Raw genomic sequence first — 25,365 nt, forward strand, 5'->3', positions numbered from 1 at the left:
CCGACCCCACTGTGATCCGGATGCCCGGTCAGGAAGTTCCTGACCGGGCATCCGACCGTCCGGCGGTGTTCAGTGGCCGTGGTGCGGCCCGCCGTGGCCCATCCCCGGGTCGAGGGCCATCACGGCGGCCGGGGAGACGGTGAACGGCCGCATCATGCCGTCGTCCTCGTGGTCGAGGATGTGGCAGTGGTACATGAACCTGCCGGTCGCCCCGGTGAACTGCCCGGCCACCCGGACGAGTTCGCGCGGCGCGACGGTGACGGTGTCCTTCCAGCCCTGTTCGGCCGGGTCGATCGGGTTCTGGGCGCCCCAGCGGACCGGCTTGCCGATCGGGGTCCCGCCGCCGGCCGGGTCGAAGCCGGTGACGTCGACGGTGGCCCGGGTGAGGATCTGGAACCGGATCAGGTGGATGTGCACCGGGTGCAGCGCCAGCTGCGCCAGGTTGACGATGGTCCACTGCTCCCAGGCGTCCTCGTCGATCCGCCAGTTGAGGCGGTCGTTGAAGTCGGCCGAGACCCGTCGGTAGGTCTGCACGGCCTGGCCGTCCGGCTGGATCTGGACGATCCCGTCCCGGACCGTGCCGGCCGGTGGCAGCTCCGCCTCCGGGACCTCCTCCATCTCCCAGAAGTGGAACATCGCGCCGCTGTCCTGAGTGATCATCAGCATCCGGTGGCTGTGGTGCGGGATGTCGTCGTGGGTCAGCCGCCGGAAGCTCGGCGAGAGCACGGCGGGCAGCGCGAACGGCTCCGGTTCGGTGGTGGCGGCGACCCGGAACTCCAGCACCTCGGGATCGGGCAGCCGGTTGGCCGGGTCGGCGATGCCGACCGCGTCGTGCTCGCCGATCGGGCTGCCCTCGGCGGGTGCCGGGGCGGAGTTGACCAGCCGCAGGGTGCGGCCGGCCAGGGCGGTGAAGTCGACCAGCAGATCGGCCCGTTCGGCCGGGGCCAGGCTGAGACCGCGTCCGGGCAGCGGGATCGGGGTGCCGAACAGGCCGGCGTCGCTGCCGATCTGCCAGGCCGCGCCGTTCACCCGCTGCCCGTCCTGGTCGACCAGGTGCAGCCGGTACGGCCGGGAGTTGGAGGCGTTCAGCACCCGGAACCGGTACCAGCGCGGCCGGACCGGGTGGTACGGCCAGATCACGCCGTTCACCAGGGTGTACCGCCCGCAGTACGGCAGCGGGCCGACCGTCTTGTGCAGCAGCTGCCCGGTCGGCGCACCGTCCGGGCCGGTGGCCAGATTCCGGTCGCAGAGCACCAGCGGGACCTCGAACTCCCCGGCGGGCAGCCGCAGTCGGTCCTCCTCCTCGTCCCGGACCAGGTACGTGCCGACCAGCCCGGCCAGTACGTTCAGCCGGGTCACGCCCATCGCGTGGTCGTGGTACCAGAGCGGCATCGCGGCCTGGTCGTTCGGGTACTCGGAGAGCTGGGAGTGGCCGGCGTGGACCGCGTTGTCGGTCCAGCCGTCGTTGCCGCCGTCGGTGACCGCGCCGTGCAGGTGCACCACCAGCCAGGGCGGCAGGGCCGGGCCCCTGGGGTCGACCAGGGCGGGGTCGATGCCCGGCACGTTCTCGGCCGGGGGCATGGTGATCTCGGGGAGGTGGCCGATCTGGGCCGGGTACGGGGTGCTGATCCGGTTCTGCCAGTCGATCCGCAGCCGCTGCCCGCGCCGGACCTCGATGGTCGGGCCGGGGAAGCTGCCCTCGTACGTCCACATCGGGGTGGGCGGCAGCTCGGAGTGCAGCCGCACGTCGGCGGAGAGTTGACGGATCGTCAAGTCGCCTTCGGGGCGGAGCAGCTGGGGGATACGCAGCGGATCCGCGAACTTGGTCAGGTCGGTGGGCTCGGGCACGGTGGCCTCCGGGTGGTCGGTTTGGTCCCACGGTGGGCCACCCGCCGTCCCGGTTTCATGAGGCGGTGGTCCCGGTCCGTCCCTGGCCGGATGCCGACTCCGCTGCGAGATCCCGGGGTTGAACCCCTTGACGGGATCTCGGTATTCACCCAATCATCATGGTCGCGTCAATCATCACGGCCGACCGGACTCCGGAACCGGCTGACTTCGCACGTTCCGTTCTGCCCCACCAGAATCTGGAGCTCCCCTTGTCTCAGCGTGCCTCGCGGCGATCCCGCGTGCTCCGCTCCGCCGTCGCGACCGGCGCAGCCGCCACCCTGGCCGCCGGATTCCTCGCCACCGCCGCCTCCGCCCAGGTGACCCAGGCCCGCCCGGCCGCCGTCACGGTGCAGGCCGCCCCGGACATCCCGGTCGCCAACGTCAAGGCGCACCTGGCCCAGTTCCAGTCGATAGCCAACGCCAACGGCGGCACCCGGGCGCACGGCCGGCCCGGTTACAAGGCCTCGGTCGACTACGTGAAGGGCAAGCTGGACGCCGCCGGGTTCACCACCACCCTGCAGACCTTCACCACCAGCGGCGCCACCGGCTACAACCTGATCGCGGACTGGCCGGGCGGTGACGCCAACCACGTGATCATGACGGGCGCGCACCTGGACTCGGTGACGGCGGGCCCCGGCATCAACGACAACGGCTCCGGCTCGGCCGGCGTCCTGGAGACCGCGCTGGCCGTCTCCCGGGCCGGCCTGCAGCCCACCAAGCACCTGCGGTTCGGCTGGTGGGGGGCGGAGGAGCTGGGCATGATCGGCTCCAAGTACTACGTCAACAACCTGCCCACCGCCGAGCGGGCCAAGATCGACGCGTACATGAACTTCGACATGATCGGCTCGCCCAACCCGGGCTACTTCGTCTACGACGACGACCCCAAGCTCGAAGGCGTGCTGAAGAACTACTTCGCCAGTGTGAGCGTGCCGACCGAGATCGAGACCAACGGCGACGGCCGGTCCGACCACGCCCCGTTCAAGTCCGCAGGCATCAAGGTCGGCGGTCTGTACACCGGCGGCGACGAGATCAAGACGGCCGCCCAGGCCACCAAGTGGGGCGGCACCTCGGGCCGGGAGTTCGACGCCTGCTACCACGCCTCCTGCGACACCAGCGCGAACATCAGCGACACCTCGCTGGACCGGGGCGCCGACTCGATCGCGTACGCGGTCTGGGCCCTGGGCACCGAGGCGCCCCCGCTGCCCGGCACGGTCTTCGAGAACACCGCCGACGTGCAGATCCCGGACAACGGCGCGGCGGTCACCTCCTCGGTCACCGTCAGCGGTGTCACCGGCAACGCGCCGGCCGCGCTCCAGGTCGGCGTGGACATCAAGCACACCTACCGCGGTGACCTGGTGATCGACCTGGTCGCCCCGGACGGCAGCACCTACCGGCTTAAGAACTCCAGCAGCAGCGACTCGGCCGACAACGTGATCACCACCTACACGGTGAACGCCTCCAGCGAGGTCGCCAACGGCGTCTGGAAGCTCAAGGTCCAGGACATCGCCGCGCAGGACACCGGCTACGTCAACAGCTGGAAGCTCACCTTCTGACCGACCGTCGGCGCCGGGCCCCTGCTGCCCAGGGGCCCGGCACCGACGTGTCTCACGGCCGCATCTCGTACGCGCCGGAGAGCGCCTCGACCCGGGCCCACAGCTTCGCGGTGCGCTCGGCGTCCGCCACCGGGCGGCGGACCTGGGAGAGCGCCCAGGCGGCCTGCGGCTCGCTGGTGGAGGTCTTGCCGTGCAGCTCGGTGGCGTGCGCGGAGAAGTCCCGGACCAGGAAGTCGAAGATGCCGTCCAGCAGGTCGGGCTCGGTGCCGGTCAACTCGGCCTGCTCCAGCACCAGGTGGCCGTAGACCACCAGCGCGAACAGCTGGCCGATCTCCAGCAGGAAGTCCAGGTCCTGCTGCTGCTCGGCGGTCGGCGCGTGCTCCAGCAGCAGCGCGCACAGGCCGTCGGCCTGCTCGCGGAACCGGGCCACGTTCGGCAGGTGCGCGTGCGCGTCGTACGCCGTCCGCCAGTCGTGGAAGCGGATCGCGCCCAGGCCCCGGGCCGGGCCCTGCCGGAACAGGAACTCGTCGTCCGAGGCGTCCAGCCGGGTCGGCACCGGTGCGTACTCGGTGGGCGCGAACAGGTAGTTGGCCATGAACTTGAGGATCAGGGCCAGGTTGACGTGCACCGTGCCCTCCAGCTTCGGCAGGCCCCGGATGTCCTTGGCGGCCTTGTCGAAGTAGGTGTCCGCCTCGAAGCCCTTGGCCGCGATGACGTCCCACATCAGGTCGATGACCTTCTCGCCCTCGGTGGTGACCTTCATCTTGGTCATCGGGTTGAAGAGCAGGTAGCGGCGGTCCTCCGGGGAGGCGCTGCGGAAGTAGTCCACCGCCCGGTCGCTGAACAGCTTCATCGCCACCAGGCGGGTGTACGCATCGGTCAACTCCCGTCGCACGTGCGGGAAGTCGGTCACCTTGCGGCCGTACAGCACCCGGTTGTGGGCGTGCGTGACGGCCTCGTACATCGCGTGCTCGCAGATGCCGACCGAGGCGGTGCAGAGGTTGAACTTGCCGACGTTCACGGTGTTCAGCGCGGCGTCGAAGGCGGCCTTGCCGGTGTGCAGCACGTCCTCGGCCCGGACGGGGTAGTCCTCCAGCCGGAACTCGCTGACGTACATCTGCGCGTTCACCACGTTCTTGACCAGGTGGTACGCCTCGTGGCGGCTGTCCACCGCGAAGAAGACGTAGCCCTCCGGGCCCTCGACGTCGGAGCGGCGGCCGAAGACCGAGACCAGGCCGGCCACGTTGCCGTTGCCGATGTAGTACTTCGGGCCGGTGGCGGTGAAGCCTCCGTCGGCGGTCGGGGTGAGGATCATGTCGGTGGAGTAGATGTCCGCGCCGTGGCTGCGCTCGGACAGCCCGAAGGCCATCACGTGACCCTCCGTCAGCAGCTTGGCGGCGCGGGCCCGGACGGCCTCGTTCTCGCTCTGCCAGACCGGGCCCAGGCCCAGGATGGTGACCTGCCAGGTGTACCAGTAGCCGAGGCCGTAGAAGCCGAGGATCTCGTTCAGCTCGGCGATCCGGGCGGTGTCCCAGCGCTTGTCGCCGTCGGCGGAGGACGGCGTCAGGAACTCGGCGAACAGCCCCTCCTTCGCGGCGAACTCGAGGAAGTCCCCGTACCAGGCGCGGTCGATGTAGCTGTCGATCAGCGCCTGCTTGCCGCGCGACTCGAACCAGTCCACGGTGGCGCGGAGCAGCCGGCGGGTGGTGTCGTCGAACTGCTTCGGGTCGTAGGTGCTCGGGTTGAAGAGCATGTGGCTTCCTGAGGGGGTGAGGGTCAGTGGGCGAGGCGGTGCAGGGTGGCGAGTACGTCGTCGAGCCAGGCGATGGTCATCCGCTCGTACTCGATGCCGCCGCGCAGCACCACGTGCTGGAGCTGCTGCTGCGGGTCGAGCTCGGTGCCGGGCGGGAAGTCGCGCAGTTCGCCGGTGCGGTAGCGCTCCAGCAGGGCGGCGTGACTGTCCCGGTGGCGGGTCACCTCGGAGATCAGGGCGGCGGGGTCGTCGAAGGCGGCGGCCCGGATCTTGACGGCCAGCTCGTGCCGGACGGTCTCCGGCTCGACCGGCTCGCGCAGCCAGTCGGAGAGCACCGAGCGCCCGTCCCCGGCCACCGCGTACACCTTCTTGTCCGGCCGGCCGTCCTGGGCGACCTCCTGGGCGGCGATCCAGCCGTCCGCCTCCATCCGCCGCAGCACCCGGTAGATCTGCTGGTGGGTGGCGGTCCAGAACCGTCCGATCGAACGGTCGAACCGCCGCGCCAGCTCGTACCCGGAGCCGGGCTGCTCCAGCAGTGAGACGAGGATCGCGTGCTCCAGTGCCATGCTCGCCATCCTGCTATGCAACGAGTTTCATAGGCAACGCCGGCGCACCGGGTTGAGACGCGGATCACCCCTCGACGGCGGCTCCGGTGTCGCCGTCGACCAGCAGCAGCCGGTCGTGCTGCCCGTCGCCCTCGATCAGCAGCACCTGGTCGCCGGTCGGCACCGGGCGGATCACGGAGGGGCGGGGCCGTCGCCAGAGCAGGGTGCCGTGCCGGACCGAGGCGATCGCCCGACCGGCCACCAGTTGCATGGTCCCGACCGACCCGAAGGCGTGCTCCCAGAGCCGGCGACCGGTGCCGAGGTCGAAGCCGGTCAGCCGGATCGGCCGACCGCCCTCCCGGCCGTGCCAGACCACCAGCGTCTCCCGGTCGGCGCGGTACTCGGCCAGTTCACCCGGGTCGAACTCCCAGAGCAGCGAGCCGGATTCGGCCGCCAGCACGCTCAGGGTGGCCCGCCCGGGGCTGAACCGGTCGGTCCATGCGGTCGGCGCCACCAGGTGGCCGCCGGTCGCGGTCAGCCCGGCCTGCCAGGGCTCCTGCTCGCCGATGACCCGGTGCGGGCTCTGCCAGACCACCGTGCCGTCGGCCCGGTCACAGGCGACCGGCCGTCCGTCCACCAGGACGAACACCCGATTCCCCCGGACCACCGGCCGGGACAGCGTGCCGGGCGGCGCGGTGAGCGTCCAGAGACCGCCCTCCCGCCGCACCCGCACCGGTATGGCGTCCGTGACCACCGGTTCCTCCTGCTGCCTGGCTGTCGAGCGGTAACCGCGTGCTCCCGCGCCCTGCCTGCCGTCCTGTTGTGCAACGAGTTTCCCGGGTGGAGACGCGGATCACGCGTCCGCGAAGGCTCCGGTCTCGGCGTCGACCATCCGGAGGCGATCGTGCTCCGGGGGGCTGTCGACCAGGAGGACCCCGGCTCCGGCCGGGACGGGCGGGGCCAAGGAGAATTTGTACGGCAGCCGCCACCGCACACGGCCCTCGCGCACCGCCACCACCGCGCGATCTGCCGAGGAGCGGGCAAAGGGTGTCTCCAGGTAGACCTGGCCGGGGCCGACGGTCAGGACGCCGGGGTAGTTCGTCCGCCGGGCGCTCGGGGGTACGGACTTCGGCCAGCGGAGCCGGGGCAGCGGCCGTCGGCCACCGGGGCCGATCGGGGCGGCGAGCAGGCGGCGGGCGCGGTCGACGCCGTAGAGCCAGCCGTCCCCCGGGACGGCGACCTCGCGGTAGCGCTTGAGCCCATGCCGCAGCGGGTGGAAGGAGTGTGACGGCCCGTCCGCCGGGGTGGAAGCGTCGAAACGGTGCACACGGCGCCCGTTGGAGCTGAGCCAGACGCTTCGGCCGCCGTCGACGACCTGTGCGGCGTAGATCCGGGGGGCGACCTGGAAGTGCCCCGTCTCGTCACCGGTCTCCACGGAGAGCCAGCTCATCCGGCCGCCGAACCTGCTCCAGACGAAGAGCGGCGACGGGTCGTGTGCCGTGCCGTGCCAGGACAGCGAAAGCCCGCCGCCGTGGTTCGTGTTGCGCCAGAGTTCGGTGCCGGAGCGGAGGTCGAGAGCGACGACTCCGTAGCCCGTGTCGTCCTGCCCGTAGGTGATCAGCCGACCGTCCGCGATGACAGCGCTGCCCAGTGAATCGACGTCGCGCTGCCAGAGCCGGGAGCCGGTGGCGAGGTCCAGGGCGGTGATCCGGCACGGCAGGATTCCGGTGCTGTGCACGGTCACCAGGGTGTGCCGGTCGGTGTGGTACTCGTCCAACGGGCCGGCGTCGGACTGCCAGAGCAGGGCGCCGGATCCCGCGTCCAACACGCTCAGGCCCGCCTTTCCGGTTCTCCCGGCCAGTTGGCCGTTGGGCACCACGAGGTGGTCGCCGGTCGCGGTGCAGTCGATCTGCCAGCTCTCCAGCTCACCGGTGACCCGGTCCGGGCTCCGCCAGAGCACCGATCCGTTGGTCCGGTCGAGCGCGGTGGCGGCTCCGTCGACCAGCACGTACACCCGGTCGCCCTCGACCACCGGTCGGGAGAGCGTCTCGCGCGGCGCGGTCAGTGTCCACTGTCCGCCGTCCCGATACACGTCCACCTGTGCGGCATCCGCGAACACGGCTCCCCCTCCGGTCCGACCAGCGATCGTCCGGAGCAGAATACGAGGGTGACCGACGAGGACGGGCTGCTTCGGTGGCGAATGCACAGTCAGTTTGCCCACCGGAAAGCCACGGTGGCCGAGATCGCCGCCCGGGCCCCCGGCATCCAGGCGCAGGACGCCGGGGCGGCCCGGCTCGGCCTGCGGGCGCGCGGGCCGGCCGAGGCGGCGGCGGTGCAGCGGGCGTACCAGGCCGGCGAGGTGGTGAGCAGCTGGCTGATGCGTGGCACGCTGCACCTGGTGCCGACCGGTCAACTCCGGCCGTTGCTGGCCGTGTTCGGGGCGCGGAACATCGCGGCGGGGGCCCGGCGCCGTCGTGAGCTCGGGCTGACCGAGGCGGTGCTCGGTCGGGCGCTGGCCGTGCTGCCGGAGGTGCTCAGCGAGCCGCTGTCCCGGGCCGAGCTGGTGGCCCGGCTGAACGAGCGGGGCGTGGGCGTCGAGCCGACCGGGCAGGCCCCGGCGCACCTGACGGCGTACGCGGCCGGGCTCGGGCTGCTCTGCCGGGGTGCGGAGCTGGCGCCGCGCGAGCCCGGGTACCAGCTGTTGCCGCCGGGGGCGGAGGCCGACCCGGAGCAGGCGGCGGCCGAGCTGGCCGCCCGCTACGTGGCCGCCTTCGGGCCGGTCGGACCGGCGGACTTCGCGGCCTGGTCCGGGCTGACCCAGGCGGTCGGCCGCCGGGCCTTCGCCGGGCTGCCCGAGGTCGGGGACGGCCTGTTCGCGGTCGGCGGGCCGCCGGGGGAGGGGGAGCCGCTGGTGCGACTGCTCGGTGGTTTCGACAACTACCTGCTCGGCTACCGCGACCGGGGGCTGATGCTGGATCAGCGGTACGCGAAGCGGATCAACGCGGGCGGCGGGCTGGTCCGGCCCGCGCTGGTGGTGGACGGGCGGGTGCTCGGCAGCTGGCGCCGGGACGGCGGCCGGGTGGTGGTCGAGCCGTTCGAGGCGGTGCCCGAGGAGCTGTGGGCGGCGGAGGTGGCCGCCGTCGAGTCCTTCTGGGGGTAAATCCGGACAAACTGTTATTTCTGCCGCAGACTGGGTAGTGAGCATGCGCGTGCCAAGTGCCGACTGAGGAGGTGGTCCTGGTGTCAACCCAGCTTCCGATGAGCATGGAGCACCATCCGGACATCCTGGAGATGCGTGAGCAGTACGAGCGGGTGGTGTCGACTCCCCGGGCGCAGGCGGTCGAGGCACTGGCCATGCTGTCGGGTCTGTTCCTGGCGGTCTCGCCCTGGGTGGTCGGGTTCTCCGGCTTCTCCGGGCTGACGGTCAGCAACCTGATCCTCGGCCTGGCCTTCACGGTCCTGATGGCGGGCTACGGATCGGCGTACGAGCGCACCCACGCGCGCGCCTGGGCCGCCACGCTGATCGGTGCCTGGACGATCCTGGCGCCCTGGGTGGTCGCCGGTACGGACGCGATCCGGCGGACCATCCTCACCAATGTGATCACCGGCGGGCTGATGGTCTGCCTGGGCATGGCGGCCGTCGGGATGGCGGCTGGTCTGGCCGGGCGGGGCCTGCGCCGGGGCGGATCCGGCGGCATGGCCGCCGGGGGCTGAGTATCTGCGCGGGTGGCGCGGACCGGGAGGTCCGCGCCACCGGTGCGTCCGGCTCCCCTCTCGGGGGGTTCAGGGGTGCGTCATCCGCAGTACGTCCAGCGCCTCGTCGAGCTGCGCCGCCGTCAGCTTCCCGGCCGCGACGTAGCCGCGCTCCTCGACCACCTGACGGATTGTCTTGCGTTCGGCGACCGCCTGCTTGGCCACCTTGGCGGCCTCCTCGTAGCCGATGTACCGGTTGAGCGGGGTGACCACCGAGGGGGAGGACTCGGCGAACTCGCGGGCCCGCTCGACGTTGGCGGTCAGGCCGTCCACCGTCCGGTCGGCCAGCAGCCGGGCGCTGTTGCCGAGCAGTCGCACCGACTCCAGCACGTTGCGGGCGATCACCGGCAGCATCACGTTCAGCTCGAAGTTGCCGCCCGCCCCGGCCACCGTGACGGTGGTGTCGTTGCCGATCACCTGGGCGGCCACCATCAGCACCACCTCGGGCAGCACCGGGTTCACCTTGCCGGGCATGATCGAGGAACCGGGCTGCAGGTCGGGCAGGTTGAGCTCGCCCAGGCCGGTGCGCGGTCCCGAGCCCATCCAGCGCAGATCGTTCGCGATCTTGGTGAAGCCGACCGCGACGGTGCGCAGCTGCCCGCTCAGCTCGACCAGGCCGTCCCGGGCGCCCTGCGCCTCGAAGTGGTCCCTGGCCTCGGTCAGCGGCAGCCCGGTGGTCCTGGCCACCTCGGCGATCACGGCGGCCGAGAAGCCGGGCGGGGTGTTGATCCCGGTGCCCACCGCCGTACCGCCGAGCGGCAGTTCGGCCACCCGGGGCAGGGTGGCGCGCAGCCGCTCGACCCCGTACCTGACCTGCGCCGCGTAGCCGCCGAACTCCTGGCCGAGGGTGACCGGGGTGGCGTCCATCAGGTGCGTCCGCCCGGATTTCACCACCTCGGCGAACTCGGCCGACTTCCGCTCCAGCGCCGCCGCCAGGTGCTCCAGTGCGGGGATCAGCTCACCCGTCACGGCGGCGGTGGCCGCGATGTGGATCGAGGACGGGAAGACGTCGTTGGAGGACTGGCTCGCGTTCACCTGGTCGTTCGGGTGCACCGGCCGGCCCAGCCGCTCGGCGGCCAGGGTGGCGATCACCTCGTTGGCGTTCATGTTGGACGAGGTGCCAGAACCGGTCTGGAACACGTCCACCGGGAACTGCTCGTCCCACCGCCCCTCGGCCACCTCCTCGGCGGCCGCCGCGATCGCCGCCGCGGTCTCCGCGTCCAGCACGCCCAGCTCGGCGTTCACCCGGGCCGCCGCCGCCTTGATCCGGGCCAGCGCCGCGATGTGCGCCCGCTCCAGCCGCTGGCCCGACACCGGGAAGTTCTGCACCGCCCGCTGGGTCTGCGCCTGCCACTTGGCGGCTGCGGGCACCCGCACCTCGCCCATCGAGTCGTGCTCGATCCGGTACTCCTGCATGACCTTGCACCTCCTGCCTCTGCCAGCCGCGCGGACGCCCCGGGTATTTCCGGTACCGCCTACCGGCCGAGCAGGGTGGCGAAGTCGTAGCCCACGTCCGCGAGGGTCAGCACACTGCCCAGGTCGCTGATGGCGCCCACGGGGATGCTGTGCCCGTCGGCGGACGGGACGGCCTGGGCGGGAGCGACGGCGGCCACCAGCAGCAGGGCGGCGGTGGCGGCGGTTCGGAGCACGGTACGCATGACCGGCCCAACACCCGGGGCAGGTCCGGGGTCACGGCTGTGGAGGCAACGTCACACGTGCTGCCCAGCTCAGCCGAACAGCGCCTCGCGGTCCGAGCCCAGGTGCGTGCGCAGCACGGCCAGTGCGCGCATGCTCTGCGACTTCACCACGGCGGTGCTCACCCCGAGGATCTCGGCGGTCTGCTCCACGCTCTGGTCGTCCCAGTAGCGCAGCAGCACGATGGCCCGGTCGCGCTTGGGCAGCAGCGCCAGCGCGTTCAGCAGGGTGAGCCGCTCGGCCGTCGGGTCGCTCGGGTCCGGCCGGTCCGGCAGCTGGTCGACCGTCAGCTCGCCGCTGCTGCGCAGCCGCTTGTGGTCGAGCAGGGTGTTGAGCAGCACCTTGCGGGCGTAGCTGAACGGGTCGGCGCTCTGGCGGGCGAGCCGGTTCCAGACCACGTACATCTTCGTGAGGGTGCCCTGGGTCAGATCCTGGGCGAGGTGCCAGTCCCGGCACATCAGGTAGGCGGTCTGCCGCAGGCGGGTGACGTTGGCCTCGGCAAAGGCTATGAACTCGGCTTCGGTGCGCACCATCGGGCTCCGGGTCTCGGTGGGGGTCAAGGGGAGAGCCGCGGCCCCGAGAACGGGGCCGCGGCGGTCGGTGGTGGGTTACTGCGCTTCGGGCAGGGCCGGGTACTTCGCGTTGGCGGCCGCGACGAAGGCGGACGGCATGGAGGTGCTGATCAGCGGGCTGCTGGCCAGCGCGACCGCCTGCTCCTGCGTCAGGGCCGGGACCGCGGGCGGGTTCTGACCGTTGGTCCAGTTCAGGCAACTGGAGATGTCGATCGCGACCCCCAGGTTCTGGGGGCGGTGCACGACGATCTGGGTGGTCTGGATGCAGTTGGTCGGGTTGGTCATGACCTCGACCACGTCACCCGCGGGTGAAGTGGAGCAGACGGTGGTGATGCGGTTCTGGGTGCCGGCCACGCAGGCGGGCTGCTCGGGATCGGACTGGAAGGCCATGACGCCGATCCGGCCGACGCCGGCCGACGTGTTCACATAGGCGAAGACCATGGGGTAGCCGAGGCCGTCGACGATCGGGTACTTCGCCTGATTGGCCCGGAAGTTGTCGGCGGTCAGCCCGGCCGGCAGTGACTTCACCACGGCGTCGAGCAGGCTCGCCGCCGTGACCGGGACCAGCGGGTCGGCCGGCGTCGTCGGGGTCGCCGAGGCGGACGGTGATGCGGCGACCGAGGCCGGTGCGGCGGCGGGCCCGAGACCGATGGCCGGGCCGGCCACGGTCGACTGCGCCGGGCCGGCGCCCAGCGACCCGACCAGCACCGCCAGGGCGGCCACGGCGGTCACCGACCCGAAGGCCGCACCGGCGGCGCGCAGACGCCGCTTCCGCCGGCCGCCCTTGGCGGCCTGGCCGACCAGGTCACCCAGGGCCGGGGCGGTGAGGGCGGCCAGTTCGGTGTCGAGCGTGTGGTGGAACTCGTTGGGTCGGAACCCGTCTTCTTCGTTCATTTCGGTTGCTGTCCCTTGTTGGTGCCAACCGCACGCCGGCCATGCGGGCCCGCGCTGCGCGGGCTCTACCCACCAGACGGGTCGGCCCCGGGTTTTGGTCGCAGCCTCCGACGAGCAATTGACGCCGCTTCACCCCGCCCGGTTCCCGGCCGTCGGAACCGACGGTGGATCAGCAGGCAGGCCGCCGCCCCGGCGGCGTACCAGAGCAGGTCGGGCGGGTTGAAGGTGGAGCCGAGCACGATCCGCAGCGCCGGGGGGATCCGGGTGAGCTGGAGGAACTCGACCGCCCAGCTCACCCCGAGCGCGATCCCGGCCACGGCGACGGGCCTGGCCCGGGGAGCGGCGAGCAGCACCAGCAGGTACACCACGGCGGTGTAGAGCGCGTCCCGGAGGACGTCGCCCACCGGCCCGCCGACCACGGCGAATACGCCGAGCCCGGCGGTGACGGTACCCGCGACGAGCAGCAGAATCCGGAAACGCAAAGCCCCACCCCCCGTGCGGCCAGAGCTTCTGAGCGCGTTCAAAAGACTAGCAACCCTGATCCGCCGTCCCGTCGGATGTGGTCGGCGTCTCGCACCTTGCCATGTCCCTGTTGCCTGGATGGTGCGCGATACTCGTGCCACTCTCACCCCGCCCCGAGGAGCGCGACATGGCACGCACCAGCCCCGACCCGGCCGACCTGCTCGCGGTGGGCGAGCTGCTCACCGACGAGGAGCGCCTGATCCGGGACACCGTACGGAAGTTCGCGGACGAGACGATCCGCCCGTACGTGGGGGACTGGTTCGACCGGGGGGTCTTCCCGGCGAAGGAGCTGGCGCCCGAGCTGGGGAAGCTCGGGGTGCTGGGGATGCACCTGGAGGGCTACGGGTGCGCCGGGTCGACCGCCGTCGAGTACGGGGTCGCGTGCATGGAGCTGGAGGCGGCCGACTCCGGGCTGCGCAGCTTCGTCTCGGTGCAGGGCTCGCTCGCCATGCGGTCGATCCACGCCTTCGGCTCGGAGGAGCAGAAGCTGCGCTGGCTCCCGGAGTTGGCGGCCGGCCGGGCGATCGGCTGCTTCGGGCTGACCGAGCCGGACTTCGGCTCCGACCCCGCCAACATGCGCACCCGGGCCCGCCGCCGGGGCACCGACTGGGTGCTGTCCGGCACCAAGATGTGGATCACCAACGGGTCGATCTCGGACGTCGCGGTGATCTGGGCGCAGACCGACGAGGGCCTCCGCGGCTTCCTGGTCGAGCGCGGCACCCCCGGCTTCTCCGCCACCGACGTGCACGGCAAGCTCTCGCTGCGCGCCTCGGTCACCAGCGAGCTGGTGCTGGACGAGGTGGTGCTGCCCGCCGACGCGGTGCTGCCCGGGGTGCGCGGCCTGCGCGGCCCGCTCTCCTCGCTGGGCGAGGCCAGGTACGGCATCCTCTGGGGCACCGTCGGCGCGGCCCGGGACTGCTACACCACCGCGCTGGAGTACGCGAAGACCCGGATCCAGTTCGAACGCCCCATCGCCGCCTTCCAGCTGACGCAGCAGAAGCTGGTGGAGATGATGCTGGAGGTGGAGAAGGCGTACCTGGTCGCCCACCGGATCGGCCGCCTCAAGGACGCCGGGCAGTGCGGCCCGGCCCACATCAGCTTCGGCAAGCTCAACAACGTCCGCGCCGCGATCGAGGTGGCCCGCAGCGCCCGCACCGTCCTGGGCGCCAACGGCATCACGGTCGAGTACCCGGTGCTCCGGCACGCCAACAACCTGGAATCGGTGCTCACCTACGAGGGCACCTCCGAGATCCACACCCTGGTGCTCGGCGAGGCCATCACCGGCGAGTCCGCCTACCGCTGACCGGCGGAAATCCCGTTGGGCGGCCGGGGGACCGGCCACTACGGTGGGCCCTTCGCCGAGCGGCGGCCACCGGCTGCCGACCGCCGGCCTCCGACCGGAGAGGAGCAGGACCATGACCGCGACCACCACGCTGTGGCGCCCCACCGGCCCCGAGGAGCTCGCGCTGGTCGAGGCCGCCGACTGGCGCGCCTGGCCGCCCCGGCTGCCGGACCAGCCGATCTTCTACCCCGTGCTGAACGAGGACTACGCGGTCCGGATCGCCCGGGACTGGAACGTGCCCGCCTCCGGCGTCGGCTACGTGACCCGGTTCGAGGTGGAGACCGACTTCCTGACCCGGTACCCCGTCCGGCAGGCCGGTGGCCGGACCATCCTGGAGCTCTGGGTCCCGGCCGAGGAGCTGGCCGAGTTCAACCGGCACATCGTGGGCCTGATCGAGGTGGTCCGGGAGTTCCGTCCGTAGCGGCCGCCGTCAGACCAGGGGTGGAGGCCGAAGCGGTACTTCGTGCCGACTACGGCTGCCGCACCGTCCGGAAGGATGGATGGGGCGGGTCGGAGTCGAGGACGAGGGGTGCGGCATGGGTGTCGCGGGCAAGGTGGCGGTCGGTGCGCTGACGGGGGCGGCGGTGGTGGCGGCCGGTGCGCTGGTGGTGCTGCCGAAGGCGCAGGACTGGTTCGAGGACCGGCACCAGCAGAGGTCGCACTACGCCTCGGGGGCGGCCGCCAAGCAGGACCGGAGCTCGGTGCCGCGCTGGCTGCCGGACGGGGCGACCAAGGTCGCGTACCTGATGTCGACCACCGGCGGGGACCGGCTGATCAGCGCCACCCTGCCGGACGGCAAGCTGCCGGCGGAGTGCCGGAAGGCGAGCCCGGAGGGCACGGTGCGGCTCCGCGCGGCCTGGTTCCCGGACGACGCGGTGGCCCGGGCGGACGCCCGCTGCGGGCTGTACAACGTGGCGGTGATCGGGGACCGGCTGTACGGGTGGCAGGACGACGTGGTGGTGATCGCGGCCCGCAAGGCCGGTACGACCACGGAGTAGCGGTGGGGGCCGGGTTCCTCGGACGGGGGCGGCTGCGGTAGGACTGGGGCACCCGACCAGCACCCGAGGAGCCCCATGACAGGCCCGACCGCCGAGACCGCCGGCTCGACACCCGCCCGGATCACCACCGAGCAGCCGGCCGGGCAGGCGGGTGAGGAGGCGGCCGACGGTCCCGGGCCGGGGCGGGCCGCCGTGGTGGTGCTGGGCAGCCTGGTCGCGCTCGGACCGCTCACCACCGACCTCTACCTGCCGGCCATCCCGGCGCTCACCGGTGACCTCGGCTCGACCGCGCCCGCCGCCCAGCTGACCCTGACCGGCTCGCTGCTCGGGCTGGCGATCGGTCAGCTGGTGTTCGGTCCGATGAGCGACCGGCTCGGCCGCCGCCGGCCGCTGCTGGCCGGGCTGGTGCTCTACACGCTGTCCACGCTGATCTGCGCGTTCGCCGGGTCGATGCCGGTACTGGTGGGTGGGCGGTTCCTGCAGGGCCTCTCGGGCGCGGCCGGGCTGGTGATCGCCCGGGCGATCGCCCGGGACCGGTTCGGCGGCGTGGCGATGGTCCGCTTCATGGCCTCGCTCGGGCTGATCAGCGGGCTGGCCCCGATCTTCGCCCCGGCGGTCGGCGCCCAGCTGCTCAGGTTCACCGACTGGCGGGGCTCGTTCCTGGCCCTGGTGCTGTTCGGCGCGGTGCTCACCGCCTGGGTGCTGCTCGGGCTGGGCGAGTCGCTGCCGCCGGAGCGGCGGCACGGGGGCGGCTTCAACACCACGCTGCGGGCGATCGGCGGGCTGCTCCGGGACCGGCGGTTCACCGGCTACGTGCTGACCAGCGCGTTCAGCTTCGGGGCGCTGTTCGCGTACGTGGGCGGGTCCTCGGTGGTGCTGCAGAGCGAGTACCAGATCACCCCGCAGACCTACAGCCTGATCTTCGCGGTCAACTCCCTTGCCGTGGTGGGGTTCAGCCAGCTGAACGGGCGGGTGCTGGTGCAGCGGCTGCCGATGAACCGGCTGATGCCGATCGGGCTGGCCGCCGCGCTGCTGGCCGGCCTGGCGCTGATCCTGTTCAGCACGGTCTGGCACCCCGGCCTGGCCGGGGTGTGGCCCGCGCTCTTCCTGCTGATGGCCGGGATGGGCCTGGTGCTGCCGAACTCCTCGGCCCAGGCGCTGACCATGGCCCCGCACGCGGCGGGGTCCGCCTCGGCGCTGATCGGTGTCAGCACCTTCGCCTGCGGCGCGCTGGTGGCTCCGCTCAGCAGCCTCGGCGGCCGGCCCTCGGTCCTGCTGCTCGGCATCGTGGTCGCGGTCTGCGGGGCGGTCGCGCTGCTCACCTTCGCACTGCTCTGCCGCCCCTGGGCGAAGAACTGACGACCGGTCAGCGCTCCGGCACCGGGTCGGTGCCACCTCGGGTGCCCGGGCGGCAGCGCAGCAGCCGGCCTGCGGTGAGCCGGGCGCCGCGGACCGCGCCGTGCCGGTGCAGCGCCTGCACGGCGTAGGTGGAGCAGGACGGGGTGTAGGGGCAGCAGGCCCGCCGGGTCGGGCTGATCCGGGCGCGGTAGTGGTGGACGGCGCCGTACAGCGCGGCCGCCGTCCGCCCGGCGGGGACCGGTGCGGCCGGGTCCGCCCCGGCCCGCCGCCCGCCCACGGCGAACCGCACGGCCGAGGTCAGCACCACCGGGATCAGCGCGATCAGACAGGGGTCGCCGCAGCCGTCGCCCAGGCAGTCGCAGAAGTCGCAGTCGTTCTTCGACCGCTGCGCCTTCCAGCGGCTGTACGCCCGGCGGCGCTCCCGCCTGGCCCGGCGCTCCTGCTCGGGCAGCCACCACCAGGAGCGGCGCCACTCGCGCGGCGGCGGCGGGTCCACGGGACGGCTGAGGTGCGGTTGCACGGTGTCTCCCCCCGAAGGCAGCCGACCCGGACGTCGGCAGCGGTAGCGTACCGGTGGCGGAGCGTGCCGGTGGAGGTGAGCCCGGCCACAGTGGTTTCGAAGGTGCGGGGCGGCGGTGTGGGCGGGTTCCTCGGTGTTCAGGCGGCTGGGGGTCGAAGGTGAAGGCGGGACTACGATCCGGCGTCGTAGCCGGCGCCCTTGTGGGCCGGTAGGGGACGCGTCAACACTGGTGGAGTCGCAAGGCGCTCCCGCCTGTCGCACCGGCCACCACGCGGTCGGACCGGTCCGGGGGAGCGCGCCGCCAGGCGCCCGCAGCAGCAGGGGCGCTCACGGCCGGTGGTGCGGCTGTCCCTGGTCACGGCGCTCAGCCGACCGGGCAGCGGTGCGCCCCGAGCCGGTCCACACGATTGAGGTCGTCCTCTTCATGCGTAGTTCCCTCCTTGCCGTGATGCGCCGCCGCACCACCCTCGTGGTGGCCTCCGCCGGTCTGGCGACCGCCTGCGCCGCCTCGGCGGTCGCGGTGGCGCTGCCCGAGGAGAACGCCGTCGCCGCCCCGGTCGCGGTCGCCGCGAGCAACCCGGCCCCGGCCGTCGAGCAGCCCCAGCCCGAGGCGGCCCAGGCCCCGGCCGCCGCGCAGCCCGAGGCGGCCCCGGCCCAGGCCCCGGCCGAGCAGCCGAAGCCGCAGGAGAACCCGGCCGCGGCCTCCCGCTCCGAGCAGCGCTCCGAGCTTTCCGCCGCCACCGTCGGCACCAGCCCGAGCGCGGTCAAGGAGCTGGCCCGGAGCATCGTCCCGGCCGGTCAGTACGCCGCGTTCAGCAACATCATCAGCCACGAGAGCGGCTGGAACATCAAGGCCACCAACGCCTCCTCCGGCGCGTACGGGCTGGCCCAGGCGCTGCCCGGCGGCAAGATGGCCTCGGCTGGTGCCGACTGGCGCACCAACCCGGCCACCCAGATCAGCTGGGCGCTCGGCTACATGAACGAGCGCTACGGCAGCCCGAACGCCGCCTGGTCGTTCTGGCAGACCCACCACTGGTACTGAGCAGCACCCCAGGACCACAGCACGGCCGCGGCCCGCACCCGGAGAACCGGATGCGGGCCGCGGCCGTGCCGAAGACCGGACGGTGCGTCAGATCAGGCCGTTGGCCTTCAGCCACTCCTTGGCGACCGCCGACGGGTCGGTCTTGTCGACCGCCACCTTCTTCATCAGCTCGGCCAGGCCGGCCGTGTCCAGCTTGGCGGAGACCTTGTTCAGGACCTCGGTGCCGGTGGCGTCCACGCCCGCCTTGTTCACCAGCGGGGTGACGTTCTGGGTGCTGAAGACGTTCTTCGGGTCGGTCAGCGGGACCAGCTTGAGCGTGACGATCTTCGGGTCGGTGGTGAAGACGTTGCCGACCTGGATGCTGCCGTCCTTGATGGCGTTCGCGGTGGTCTCGCCGGTCGGCTTCCACTCCTTGAAGGTCAGGCCGTAGGCGTCCTTCAGCAGCGGCTCGCTGCGGTTCTTGAACTCCGGCGGGCCACCGATCACCAGCTCGGCGGACTTGCCGGCCAGGTCGGCGATGCTCTTCAGGTTGTACTTGGCGGCGGTCTCCGGAGTGACCGTCAGCGAGTCGTTGTCCTGGGCGGCGGAGGAGTCCAGCAGTGCCAGCTCGGTCGGGAGCTTGGTGACGAGCGCGGCGTTGACCGCCTCGGTGCCGCCGGTCAGCGCCGGGTTCTTGGCGTCGAGGTAGGTCAGCAGCGCGCCGTTGTACTCCGGCAGCACGGTCAGCGCACCGCTCTTGAGCTGCCCGTAGAGCACCTCGCGGCTGCCGATGTTGAACTTCTCCTCGACCTTGACGCCCTTGGCCTTGAGGGCCTGCGAGTAGATCGAGGCGAGCAGCTCGTTCTCGGGGAAGTTGGCCGAGCCGATCACCACGGTCTTGCCGGAGCCCGCGGCGGCGGAGGGGGCCGCCAGCGGGTCGCCGCCGCCGGAGGAGCTGCACGCCGCGGCACCCAGCAGGAGGGCGGCGGCCGTGGCGGTTCTGAGCAGACGGGTGGTCATGAAGGTTCCTTAGTGGTCGGTGTGGAGCGGTCGGGGACGTGCAGTGGTCAGTGGGCGGTGCGTCCTGGCCGGACGCCGGGTGGCAGCGCGTACCGGATCAGCCCCGCGAACAGCAGCTGGGTGAGCAGCGCGAGCAGCACCACGAGCACCGCCCCGCCGGCCACCGACGGGAAGTCGCGCAGGGCCAGGCCGTCGATCACGTAGCGGCCGAGGCCGCCGAGACCGACGTACGCGGCCACCGTGGCGGTGGCGATCACCTGGATGGTGGCGCTGCGCAGCCCGGCCAGCAGGGTGGGCAGTGCGGCGGGCAGGCAGACCTGGAACAGCACCCGAGGATGGGTCAGGCCGATGCCCCGGGCGGCGTCCCGCAGGTCGGGGTCGGTACCCCGGACCCCCTCCACCGCGCCCGCCAGCAGCGGCGGGATCGCCAGCACCACCAGCGGGACCAGGACGGCGCTCTCGCCGACGCCGGCCAGCAGCACCACCAGGGTGACCAGCCCGAGCGTGGGCAGCGCCCGCGCGGTGCCGGTCAGGACGGTGACCACGGCGGCACCCCGGCCGGTGTAGCCGAGCAGCAGCCCGGCCGGTACGGCCAGCAGGCCCGCGTACAGCAGGGCCTCGCCGGTGAAGGCGAGGTGCTCGGCCAGGCGGTGCGCGATCGCGTCCGGCCCGGTCTGCCGGGCGGGGGCGGTGAAGAAGGTGTGCAGCCAGTCGATCCAGTTCACCGGACGCCCCCCTGCTCCCGGACCGCCCACGGCGCGAGCACCCGGCGGGCGGCCACCAGGCTCAGGTCGACCAGCAGCGCGAGCGTCACGATCAGCACGATCCCGGCCAGGATCGGCGTGGTGTAGGTGAGTTGGAACCCGTTGATGAACAGGTACCCGAGCGCGCCCCGGCCGATCAGCGCGCCGACCGCCGCCATCGAGATGCTGGAGACCGCGGCCACCCGCAGCCCGGCCACCAGGTAGGGCACCGCGGCCGGGAGTTCGACGGCGGCCAGCCGGCGCCAGGGGCCGTAGCCGAGTGCGACGGCGGCCTGCCGGACCGGCTCCGGGGTGGACCGGATGCCCTCCACCACGGTGGGCAGCAGCAGCGCCAGCGCGTAGAAGGTGAGCGGGATCATCACGGTGCCCAGGCTGCCCAGCCCGGTGTAGGGCACCAGCAGCATGAACAGCGCCAGCGCGGGCATCGCGTACAGCGTGTTGAAGACCACCGCGAGGGGTTGGTACAGGCGCGGGAAACGCGCGCCGACCAGCCCGAGCGGCAGCGCCAGCAGCAGGCCGATCAGCACCGGGACCAGGGACAGCACCGCGTGGTCCCGGGCGAGTCCGCCCAGGTAGCCGAGGTGGTCGTGGATCCAGTCCCAGCGGACCAGCGGTTCGTCGTCAGGCACCTTCGGCCACCCGGTGCTGCTCGATCGGGGCCGGGTGCGGCTCGGTCAGCGCCGCCAGCACGGTGGCCCGGTCGGCGGTGCCGACGGCCAGGCCCTGGGCGTCCAGCACCACGGCCGCGCCCGCCGGGGAGAGCACGGCGGCGTCCAGCGCGGTCCGCAGGGTGTCCTGCTCCGGCCTGAACCCCGGTGCGGGGCGGGCGGGTCGGTCCGGGTGCCGCCACTCGGCCGGGCGGCCCGCCGGGTCGAGCGCCAGCTGCCAGCCGTGGTACCCGGTGCCCTCGGCCAGCGGCCGGACCGCGATGCCGACGGCCGGGCGCAGGCCCAGACCGCGCAGGCCGCGGTCCCGGCCCAGGAAGCCGGCCACGCCCTCGTCCGCCGGTGCGGTCAGCAGGGTGTGCGGGTCGGCGTGCTGGGCGATCCGGCCGTGCTCGCGGAGCACCACCACCTGGTCGCCGAGCCGGACCGCCTCCTCGATGTCGTGCGTGACGAACAGCACGGTCTTGTTCAACTCGCCCTGGAGTCTGAGCAGTTCCTCCTGGAGGCCGCCGCGGACCACCGGGTCGACCGCGCTGAACGGCTCGTCCATCAGCAGCACCGGCGGGTCCGCCGCCAGCGCCCGGGCGACCCCGACCCGCTGCTGCTGTCCGCCGGACAGCTGGAACGGGTAGCGCTTCGCGGTCTCCGGTCCGAGGCCGACCAGTTCCAGCAGCTCGGCGGCCCTGGCCCGGGCCCGCTTCTTGTCCCAACCGAGCAGGTACGGCACGGTGGCGATGTTGTCGATCACCCGTCGGTGCGGGAAGAGCCCGGCCTGCTGGATCACGTAGCCGATGCCCCGGCGGAGCTTGGCCGCGTCCAGCTCGGCGACGTCGGTGCCGTCCAGCAGCACCCGCCCGCCGGTCGGCTCGACCATCCGGTTGACCATCCGCAGCAGGGTGGTCTTGCCGCATCCGGACGGGCCGACCAGCACGGTTATTCGACCGGCGGGCACCTCCAGGTCCAGCCCTTCGACGGCAACGGTGCCGTCGGGGTGGCGCTTGGCTGCGCCGTCGAATCTGATCACGTCAGGGTCCTCGGTCGGGTGGTGCTCCGGGCGCCGGTGGCGTCCGGTGCCGCTGGGTCGGGCGGTCGGTCGGTCGGTCGGTGCGGATCTTGGCGACGTTATGGCCTGCCCGGGTCAGGATGGCGGCAAACGTCAATGATCTGTCGGATCTTCACCGATCCTGTCACTTCGGGTCAGTTCCACCTCGTCGTAGGACGGTTGGCCGCCCGGCCGGGTGGGCAGGCCGGCCGCCGCCCAGGCCACGAAGCCGCCGTCCAGGTCGGTGGCGAGCGGCAGCCCGATCTCGCGCAGGGCGGCCGCCGCCAGGCTGGAGGCGTAGCCGCCGGAGCAGACCACGATCACCGCCAGGTCGGGACCGGTGGCCTGCGGGATGCGGTGACTGCCCGTCGGGTCCAGCCGCCACTCCAGCACGTTCCGCTCGATCAGCAGCGCACCGGGGATCTCGCCCTCCCTGGCCCGCTGCCCGACCGGCCGGATGTCCACCAGCAGCGCGCCCTCGGCCGCCGCGTCGTACGCCTCCGCCGGGCCCGGCCGGTGCACGCCCTCGCGGGACCGCTCCACCAGTGCGTCGATGCCGCTCATGCCCACTGCTCCGCTCGCTCCGAGGCGGTCTGCACCAGACCGCCGGCCCGCAGTTCGTACCTGGCCATCTCGCTCAGCGGCGGCGAGTACGCATGGATGGTGACCGCCGGTCCGGTGGTGGTGTTCCGCACGTCGTGCAGGTACTCGGGGCCGAAGGAGCGTACCGCTCCCGGTGCCAACCGCCGTACCAGCAGCCCGTGTTCGGGCCCGCCGAGGGAGAGCTCCTCCAACTCGCCGAGGACCACCGTGAAGGCGCCCCTGGAGTCGCCGTGGTCGTGGAACCCGGTCGACTGGTCGGGCAGCCAGCTGATCAGCCAGACCTCGTGATCCTCGGTCAGGCTCAGCCGCTCGTACCAGCGTTCGTCGGCGGAGAGCCGGACCCGGGGCAGCCAGTCCCCGGGGCGGGCGGCCACCTCCTGGACGATCTCCCGCAGCGCGGCGGGGGAGAGCGGGGCGGGTGCGGTGGACAGGCGGATGTCCAGATCAAGGCTCATGACGGGTCCTCGGGGTGTCCGAAGCGGACCGGCAGCCGTGCGGCAGCACGGTGACGGTCGAGCGGGAGGGAAGCCAGACGGGTGGAGCGGAGCCGGTGCGGCGGCTCAGGCCCTGGCAGACGTCACAGGGAACGAGGTGGAACCGTCAGCAGGCACACATGTCGCTCGCCTGGCGTCGCAGATCGACGTGCAGGCGGCAGACGAGGGTGGTGCCGGTGTCCATGGGGTGATCCTGACGCCGTGGGGCGGCTGCGTCAAGCTCGTCCCAGCAGGTGGTCGCCCACCCGGCGGAGTGCAACCGGGTGGGCGGGGTGCCGCGTCCTGCTCCGCAGAGACCGTTCACGCATGGGCGGGCGAGGGGAAGGGCAGGAACAGCACCATGGGTATCCTCAGCTGGATCATCCTCGGCCTGGTCGCCGGGGGAATCGCCAAGTTCATCCTGCCGGGCCGCGACCCGGGCGGCCTGATCGTCACCACCCTGATCGGCATCGCGGGCTCCTTCGTCGGCGGCTGGCTCTCCTCGTCACTCCTCGACCGCCCGGTGACCACCAGCTTCTACGACCCCGCCACCTGGATCGCCTCGATCGCGGGCGCCTTCGTCCTGCTGGTCGGCTACCGCATCGTCTTCGGCAACTCCCGGGACTGATCCGGCAGTTCCTCCACCGCCCGCCACCACCCGGCCGGCGCCCGGGCCGTCCGGGTCAGGCCGTGGTGCCGAGGCCGGTCAGCAGGAGGGTCCAGAGGGCCTCGAAGTCGGCCTGGCTGCGCGGGTCGGACCACTCGGCGGCGTGGGCCGGGTCGTGGAAGTGGGCGGTGGCCTGGAAGACGGCGCGGGCGGTGGTCGCGGTGTCGGTGGTGCGGAACTCGCCCTGGCGGACGCCGTCGTCGAGGATGGCGGCGATCTGGGTGGTGAGGGTGGCGACGTGGGCCTCGACGGTGCTGGAGAGTTCGCCGACCAGGGTGAGGTAGGTGGCGAACAGCTCCGGGTCGTCCAGGGCCTTCCGGCGCTTGGCCGCGAACAGGGTGGCCAGCCAGCGGTGCAGCCGCTCGGGGGCCGGGCCCGGCCGGCTGCTGATCGCGGCCAGTTCGTGGTGCGCCTGGTCCAGCCAGCGCTGGGTGACGGCCTCGCGGAGCGCCGCCTTGCTGGGGAAGTGCCGGTAGACGCTGCCGTGGCTGACGCCGAGGGCGCGGGCGATGTCCACCACCGTGGCCTTGGCGGGCCCGAACCGCCGCAGCACGTCCTCGGCGGCGCTGAGGATCTGCTCGGAGGTCAGGGCACTCTCGCTGGTCACGGTCTTTCCTCCGGTTCGGGCCGACCGCCGGGCCGACGGCGGGTCAGTGCTCGCTGTCGAGGTGGGCCATCTGAGCCGCAGCGTACCTGTCCCCGGCGGCCGCCCCGGCCGGGACGGCGGCCTCGATCGCGGCCAGCTCGCCCTCGGTGAGCTGCACGTCCAGGGCGCCGAGCGCCTCGGCCAGCCGCTCCCGGCGGCGGGCGCCGACCAGCGGCACGATGTCCGAGCCGCGCGAGGCGACCCAGGCGATGGCGACCTGGGCGACACTGGCGCCCCGGCCCTCGGCGATCGCCCGCAGGGCCTCCACCAGGCTCAGGTTGTGGGTGAGGTTCTCGCCCTGGAAGCGCGGGCTGAAGCCCCGGAAGTCGGTGGCCGCGATCTCCCGGTCGCGCTGCCAGTGGCCGCTCAGCAGACCGCGCGAGAGCACCCCGTACGCGGTCACGCCGATTCCCAACTCGCGCGCGGTGGGCAGGATTTCGGCCTCGATGCCACGGGAGATCAGCGAGTACTCGATCTGCAGGTCGCTGATCGGGTGCACGGCGGCGGCCCGGCGCAGGGTGTCGGCGCCGACCTCGGAGAGGCCGATGTGCCGGACGTACCCGGCCTTGACCAGGTCGGCGATCGCGCCGACGGTCTCCTCGACCGGCACGTTCGGGTCGAGCCGGGCCGGGCGGTAGACGTCGATGTGGTCGGTGCGCAGCCGGCGCAGCGTGTACGCGAGGGCGGTCTTGGTGGCGGCCGGGCTGGTGTCGTAGCCGAGCCAGCTGCCGTCCGGGCCGCGCTGGGCACCGAACTTGACGCTGATCTGCACCGACTCGCGGTCGCGACCACGCAGCGCGTCGTGCAGCAGCAGCTCGTTGTGGCCCATTCCGTAGAAGTCGCCGGTGTCCAGCAGGGTGACGCCGGCGTCCAGCGCCGCATGGACGGTGGCGATCGACTCGGCCTCGTCGGCCGGGCCGTACAGGTCGGACATGCCCATCAGGCCGAGGCCGAGCGCGGAGGTCTCCGGGCCGGTGCTGCCGAGGCGGGTGCGGGCGGGGGTGGTGTTCACGGGGAGGCTCCTGAGGGAAGGGTGGGGCGGTGCCTCAACTATGGCATGTGTGATGACAG

General features: G+C 72.5%; 28 protein-coding genes. 9 read left to right on the plus strand and 19 right to left on the minus strand.

Features of this window, described 5'->3' with window-relative positions:
• Window positions 1-69 precede the first annotated feature (69 nt).
• Window positions 70-1,848, minus strand: coding sequence for a multicopper oxidase family protein (locus OHV05_RS27535; RefSeq protein ID WP_405020047.1), 1,779 nt, complete (start codon window positions 1,846-1,848; stop codon window positions 70-72).
• Between the two features lie 278 nt (window positions 1,849-2,126).
• On the opposite strand from OHV05_RS27535, the gene OHV05_RS27540 reads away from it, so the two are divergent.
• The gene (locus tag OHV05_RS27540; protein ID WP_405020048.1) at window positions 2,127-3,440 is read left to right on the plus strand and encodes a M28 family metallopeptidase; all 1,314 of its coding nucleotides are present in this window, start codon (window positions 2,127-2,129) and stop codon (window positions 3,438-3,440) included.
• Between the two features lie 52 nt (window positions 3,441-3,492).
• Here the strand turns inward: OHV05_RS27540 and OHV05_RS27545 are convergent, their stop codons facing one another.
• The 4 genes from OHV05_RS27545 to OHV05_RS27560 form a co-directional block, all read right to left on the minus strand.
• Window positions 3,493-5,193, minus strand: a complete 1,701-nt coding sequence (locus tag OHV05_RS27545) for an acyl-CoA dehydrogenase family protein (RefSeq protein ID WP_405020049.1) — start codon at window positions 5,191-5,193, stop codon at window positions 3,493-3,495.
• Window positions 5,194-5,216: 23 nt separating this feature from the next.
• A complete protein-coding gene (locus OHV05_RS27550) occupies window positions 5,217-5,759 on the minus strand; it encodes a PadR family transcriptional regulator (RefSeq protein WP_405020050.1) in 543 nt (180 codons plus the stop codon).
• A 64-nt stretch (window positions 5,760-5,823) separates the two neighbouring features.
• Complete coding sequence (locus OHV05_RS27555) at window positions 5,824-6,492, minus strand: PQQ-binding-like beta-propeller repeat protein (RefSeq protein ID WP_405020051.1); 669 nt, start codon at window positions 6,490-6,492, stop codon at window positions 5,824-5,826.
• Between the two features lie 99 nt (window positions 6,493-6,591).
• Window positions 6,592-7,836 (minus strand): PQQ-binding-like beta-propeller repeat protein, encoded by a 1,245-nt coding sequence (locus tag OHV05_RS27560; protein ID WP_405020052.1) that lies wholly within the window; start codon window positions 7,834-7,836, stop codon window positions 6,592-6,594.
• Window positions 7,837-7,971: 135 nt separating this feature from the next.
• Here OHV05_RS27560 and OHV05_RS27565 point away from each other — a divergent pair, with 135 nt between their 5' ends.
• The gene (locus OHV05_RS27565) at window positions 7,972-8,898 is read left to right on the plus strand and encodes a winged helix DNA-binding domain-containing protein (RefSeq protein ID WP_405020053.1); all 927 of its coding nucleotides are present in this window, start codon (window positions 7,972-7,974) and stop codon (window positions 8,896-8,898) included.
• Window positions 8,899-9,002: 104 nt separating this feature from the next.
• Window positions 9,003-9,452, plus strand: a complete 450-nt coding sequence (locus OHV05_RS27570) for an SPW repeat protein (protein WP_405021559.1) — start codon at window positions 9,003-9,005, stop codon at window positions 9,450-9,452.
• 69 nt (window positions 9,453-9,521) lie between these two features.
• Here OHV05_RS27570 and OHV05_RS27575 read toward each other — a convergent pair whose 3' ends face one another.
• The 5 genes from OHV05_RS27575 to OHV05_RS27595 all read right to left on the minus strand — a co-directional run bounded on the left by OHV05_RS27575 (window position 9,522) and on the right by OHV05_RS27595 (window position 13,134).
• Complete coding sequence (locus tag OHV05_RS27575; RefSeq protein WP_405020054.1) at window positions 9,522-10,907, minus strand: class II fumarate hydratase; 1,386 nt, start codon at window positions 10,905-10,907, stop codon at window positions 9,522-9,524.
• Between the two features lie 59 nt (window positions 10,908-10,966).
• Window positions 10,967-11,149 (minus strand): hypothetical protein, encoded by a 183-nt coding sequence (locus OHV05_RS27580; protein ID WP_403039506.1) that lies wholly within the window; start codon window positions 11,147-11,149, stop codon window positions 10,967-10,969.
• Window positions 11,150-11,218: 69 nt separating this feature from the next.
• On the minus strand, window positions 11,219-11,719 hold the full coding sequence (locus OHV05_RS27585; protein ID WP_405020055.1) for a SigE family RNA polymerase sigma factor: 501 nt from the start codon (window positions 11,717-11,719) through the stop codon (window positions 11,219-11,221).
• Between the two features lie 75 nt (window positions 11,720-11,794).
• A complete protein-coding gene (locus OHV05_RS27590; RefSeq protein WP_405020056.1) occupies window positions 11,795-12,652 on the minus strand; it encodes a hypothetical protein in 858 nt (285 codons plus the stop codon).
• A 65-nt stretch (window positions 12,653-12,717) separates the two neighbouring features.
• Window positions 12,718-13,134 carry a DUF2809 domain-containing protein gene (locus OHV05_RS27595; protein WP_405020057.1) on the minus strand — a complete coding sequence of 139 codons (417 nt, stop codon included), beginning with the start codon at window positions 13,132-13,134 and terminating at the stop codon, window positions 12,718-12,720.
• A 167-nt stretch (window positions 13,135-13,301) separates the two neighbouring features.
• Between OHV05_RS27595 and OHV05_RS27600 the strand changes: the two genes are divergently transcribed.
• The 4 genes from OHV05_RS27600 (at window position 13,302) to OHV05_RS27615 (ending at window position 16,873) form a co-directional block, all read left to right on the plus strand.
• On the plus strand, window positions 13,302-14,477 hold the full coding sequence (locus tag OHV05_RS27600; RefSeq protein ID WP_405020058.1) for an acyl-CoA dehydrogenase family protein: 1,176 nt from the start codon (window positions 13,302-13,304) through the stop codon (window positions 14,475-14,477).
• A gap of 112 nt (window positions 14,478-14,589) precedes the next feature.
• A complete protein-coding gene (locus tag OHV05_RS27605; protein ID WP_405020059.1) occupies window positions 14,590-14,937 on the plus strand; it encodes a hypothetical protein in 348 nt (115 codons plus the stop codon).
• A gap of 79 nt (window positions 14,938-15,016) precedes the next feature.
• Window positions 15,017-15,514: a hypothetical protein gene (locus OHV05_RS27610; protein WP_405020060.1), complete on the plus strand. Its 498-nt coding sequence runs from the start codon at window positions 15,017-15,019 to the stop codon at window positions 15,512-15,514.
• 75 nt (window positions 15,515-15,589) lie between these two features.
• The gene (locus OHV05_RS27615) at window positions 15,590-16,873 is read left to right on the plus strand and encodes a multidrug effflux MFS transporter (RefSeq protein WP_405020061.1); all 1,284 of its coding nucleotides are present in this window, start codon (window positions 15,590-15,592) and stop codon (window positions 16,871-16,873) included.
• 7 nt (window positions 16,874-16,880) lie between these two features.
• Here the strand turns inward: OHV05_RS27615 and yidD are convergent, their stop codons facing one another.
• The gene (gene yidD / locus OHV05_RS27620) at window positions 16,881-17,393 is read right to left on the minus strand and encodes a membrane protein insertion efficiency factor YidD (protein WP_405020062.1); all 513 of its coding nucleotides are present in this window, start codon (window positions 17,391-17,393) and stop codon (window positions 16,881-16,883) included.
• A 424-nt stretch (window positions 17,394-17,817) separates the two neighbouring features.
• Here yidD and OHV05_RS27625 point away from each other — a divergent pair, with 424 nt between their 5' ends.
• Window positions 17,818-18,435, plus strand: coding sequence for a transglycosylase SLT domain-containing protein (locus tag OHV05_RS27625; RefSeq protein ID WP_405020063.1), 618 nt, complete (start codon window positions 17,818-17,820; stop codon window positions 18,433-18,435).
• Between the two features lie 87 nt (window positions 18,436-18,522).
• Here OHV05_RS27625 and OHV05_RS27630 read toward each other — a convergent pair whose 3' ends face one another.
• The 6 genes from OHV05_RS27630 to OHV05_RS27655 all read right to left on the minus strand — a co-directional run bounded on the left by OHV05_RS27630 (window position 18,523) and on the right by OHV05_RS27655 (window position 22,963).
• On the minus strand, window positions 18,523-19,434 hold the full coding sequence (locus tag OHV05_RS27630; RefSeq protein ID WP_405020064.1) for an ABC transporter substrate-binding protein: 912 nt from the start codon (window positions 19,432-19,434) through the stop codon (window positions 18,523-18,525).
• Between the two features lie 47 nt (window positions 19,435-19,481).
• Complete coding sequence (locus OHV05_RS27635; RefSeq protein WP_405020065.1) at window positions 19,482-20,159, minus strand: ABC transporter permease; 678 nt, start codon at window positions 20,157-20,159, stop codon at window positions 19,482-19,484.
• Window positions 20,156-20,827, minus strand: coding sequence for an ABC transporter permease (locus tag OHV05_RS27640; RefSeq protein ID WP_405020066.1), 672 nt, complete (start codon window positions 20,825-20,827; stop codon window positions 20,156-20,158). Before OHV05_RS27640 ends, OHV05_RS27635 begins: the two co-directional genes overlap by 4 nt.
• A complete protein-coding gene (locus OHV05_RS27645; RefSeq protein ID WP_405020067.1) occupies window positions 20,820-21,887 on the minus strand; it encodes an ABC transporter ATP-binding protein in 1,068 nt (355 codons plus the stop codon). Before OHV05_RS27645 ends, OHV05_RS27640 begins: the two co-directional genes overlap by 8 nt.
• 132 nt (window positions 21,888-22,019) lie before the next feature.
• Window positions 22,020-22,469, minus strand: a complete 450-nt coding sequence (locus tag OHV05_RS27650) for a rhodanese-like domain-containing protein (protein WP_405020068.1) — start codon at window positions 22,467-22,469, stop codon at window positions 22,020-22,022.
• Window positions 22,466-22,963, minus strand: coding sequence for a cysteine dioxygenase (locus OHV05_RS27655; protein WP_403039549.1), 498 nt, complete (start codon window positions 22,961-22,963; stop codon window positions 22,466-22,468). The genes OHV05_RS27650 and OHV05_RS27655 overlap by 4 nt, the downstream gene beginning before the upstream one ends.
• Window positions 22,964-23,342: 379 nt before the next feature.
• On the opposite strand from OHV05_RS27655, the gene OHV05_RS27660 reads away from it, so the two are divergent.
• Window positions 23,343-23,609, plus strand: coding sequence for a GlsB/YeaQ/YmgE family stress response membrane protein (locus OHV05_RS27660; RefSeq protein ID WP_405020069.1), 267 nt, complete (start codon window positions 23,343-23,345; stop codon window positions 23,607-23,609).
• 55 nt (window positions 23,610-23,664) lie between these two features.
• Here the strand turns inward: OHV05_RS27660 and OHV05_RS27665 are convergent, their stop codons facing one another.
• Both OHV05_RS27665 and OHV05_RS27670 read right to left on the minus strand, forming a co-directional pair.
• Entirely contained in the window at window positions 23,665-24,255 is a 591-nt protein-coding gene (locus OHV05_RS27665) for a TetR family transcriptional regulator (protein ID WP_405020070.1), read from the minus strand.
• Between the two features lie 43 nt (window positions 24,256-24,298).
• A complete protein-coding gene (locus tag OHV05_RS27670) occupies window positions 24,299-25,234 on the minus strand; it encodes an aldo/keto reductase (RefSeq protein ID WP_405021560.1) in 936 nt (311 codons plus the stop codon).
• Between the last annotated feature and the right edge of the window lie 131 nt (window positions 25,235-25,365).

It is taken from the genome of Kitasatospora sp. NBC_00070 (assembly GCF_045041205.1).
In the GTDB taxonomy this organism is placed as follows: domain Bacteria; phylum Actinomycetota; class Actinomycetes; order Streptomycetales; family Streptomycetaceae; genus Kitasatospora.

What these genes read in the sequence shown, in the direction of transcription:
- OHV05_RS27545 (WP_405020049.1), bottom strand. Translation starts at nt 5,193, where the DNA reads ATGCTCTTCAACCCGAGCACCTACGACCCGAAGCAGTTCGACGACACC.
- OHV05_RS27550 (WP_405020050.1), bottom strand. Translation starts at nt 5,759, where the DNA reads ATGGCACTGGAGCACGCGATCCTCGTCTCACTGCTGGAGCAGCCCGGC.
- OHV05_RS27570 (WP_405021559.1), top strand. Translation starts at nt 9,003, where the DNA reads ATGGAGCACCATCCGGACATCCTGGAGATGCGTGAGCAGTACGAGCGG.
- OHV05_RS27575 (WP_405020054.1), bottom strand. Translation starts at nt 10,907, where the DNA reads ATGCAGGAGTACCGGATCGAGCACGACTCGATGGGCGAGGTGCGGGTG.
- OHV05_RS27580 (WP_403039506.1), bottom strand. Translation starts at nt 11,149, where the DNA reads ATGCGTACCGTGCTCCGAACCGCCGCCACCGCCGCCCTGCTGCTGGTG.
- OHV05_RS27585 (WP_405020055.1), bottom strand. Translation starts at nt 11,719, where the DNA reads ATGGTGCGCACCGAAGCCGAGTTCATAGCCTTTGCCGAGGCCAACGTC.
- OHV05_RS27590 (WP_405020056.1), bottom strand. Translation starts at nt 12,652, where the DNA reads ATGAACGAAGAAGACGGGTTCCGACCCAACGAGTTCCACCACACGCTC.
- OHV05_RS27600 (WP_405020058.1), top strand. Translation starts at nt 13,302, where the DNA reads ATGGCACGCACCAGCCCCGACCCGGCCGACCTGCTCGCGGTGGGCGAG.
- OHV05_RS27605 (WP_405020059.1), top strand. Translation starts at nt 14,590, where the DNA reads ATGACCGCGACCACCACGCTGTGGCGCCCCACCGGCCCCGAGGAGCTC.
- OHV05_RS27610 (WP_405020060.1), top strand. Translation starts at nt 15,017, where the DNA reads ATGGGGCGGGTCGGAGTCGAGGACGAGGGGTGCGGCATGGGTGTCGCG.
- OHV05_RS27615 (WP_405020061.1), top strand. Translation starts at nt 15,590, where the DNA reads ATGACAGGCCCGACCGCCGAGACCGCCGGCTCGACACCCGCCCGGATC.
- OHV05_RS27625 (WP_405020063.1), top strand. Translation starts at nt 17,818, where the DNA reads ATGCGTAGTTCCCTCCTTGCCGTGATGCGCCGCCGCACCACCCTCGTG.
- OHV05_RS27630 (WP_405020064.1), bottom strand. Translation starts at nt 19,434, where the DNA reads ATGACCACCCGTCTGCTCAGAACCGCCACGGCCGCCGCCCTCCTGCTG.
- OHV05_RS27650 (WP_405020068.1), bottom strand. Translation starts at nt 22,469, where the DNA reads ATGAGCGGCATCGACGCACTGGTGGAGCGGTCCCGCGAGGGCGTGCAC.
- OHV05_RS27655 (WP_403039549.1), bottom strand. Translation starts at nt 22,963, where the DNA reads ATGAGCCTTGATCTGGACATCCGCCTGTCCACCGCACCCGCCCCGCTC.
- OHV05_RS27660 (WP_405020069.1), top strand. Translation starts at nt 23,343, where the DNA reads ATGGGTATCCTCAGCTGGATCATCCTCGGCCTGGTCGCCGGGGGAATC.
- OHV05_RS27670 (WP_405021560.1), bottom strand. Translation starts at nt 25,234, where the DNA reads ATGGGCATGTCCGACCTGTACGGCCCGGCCGACGAGGCCGAGTCGATC.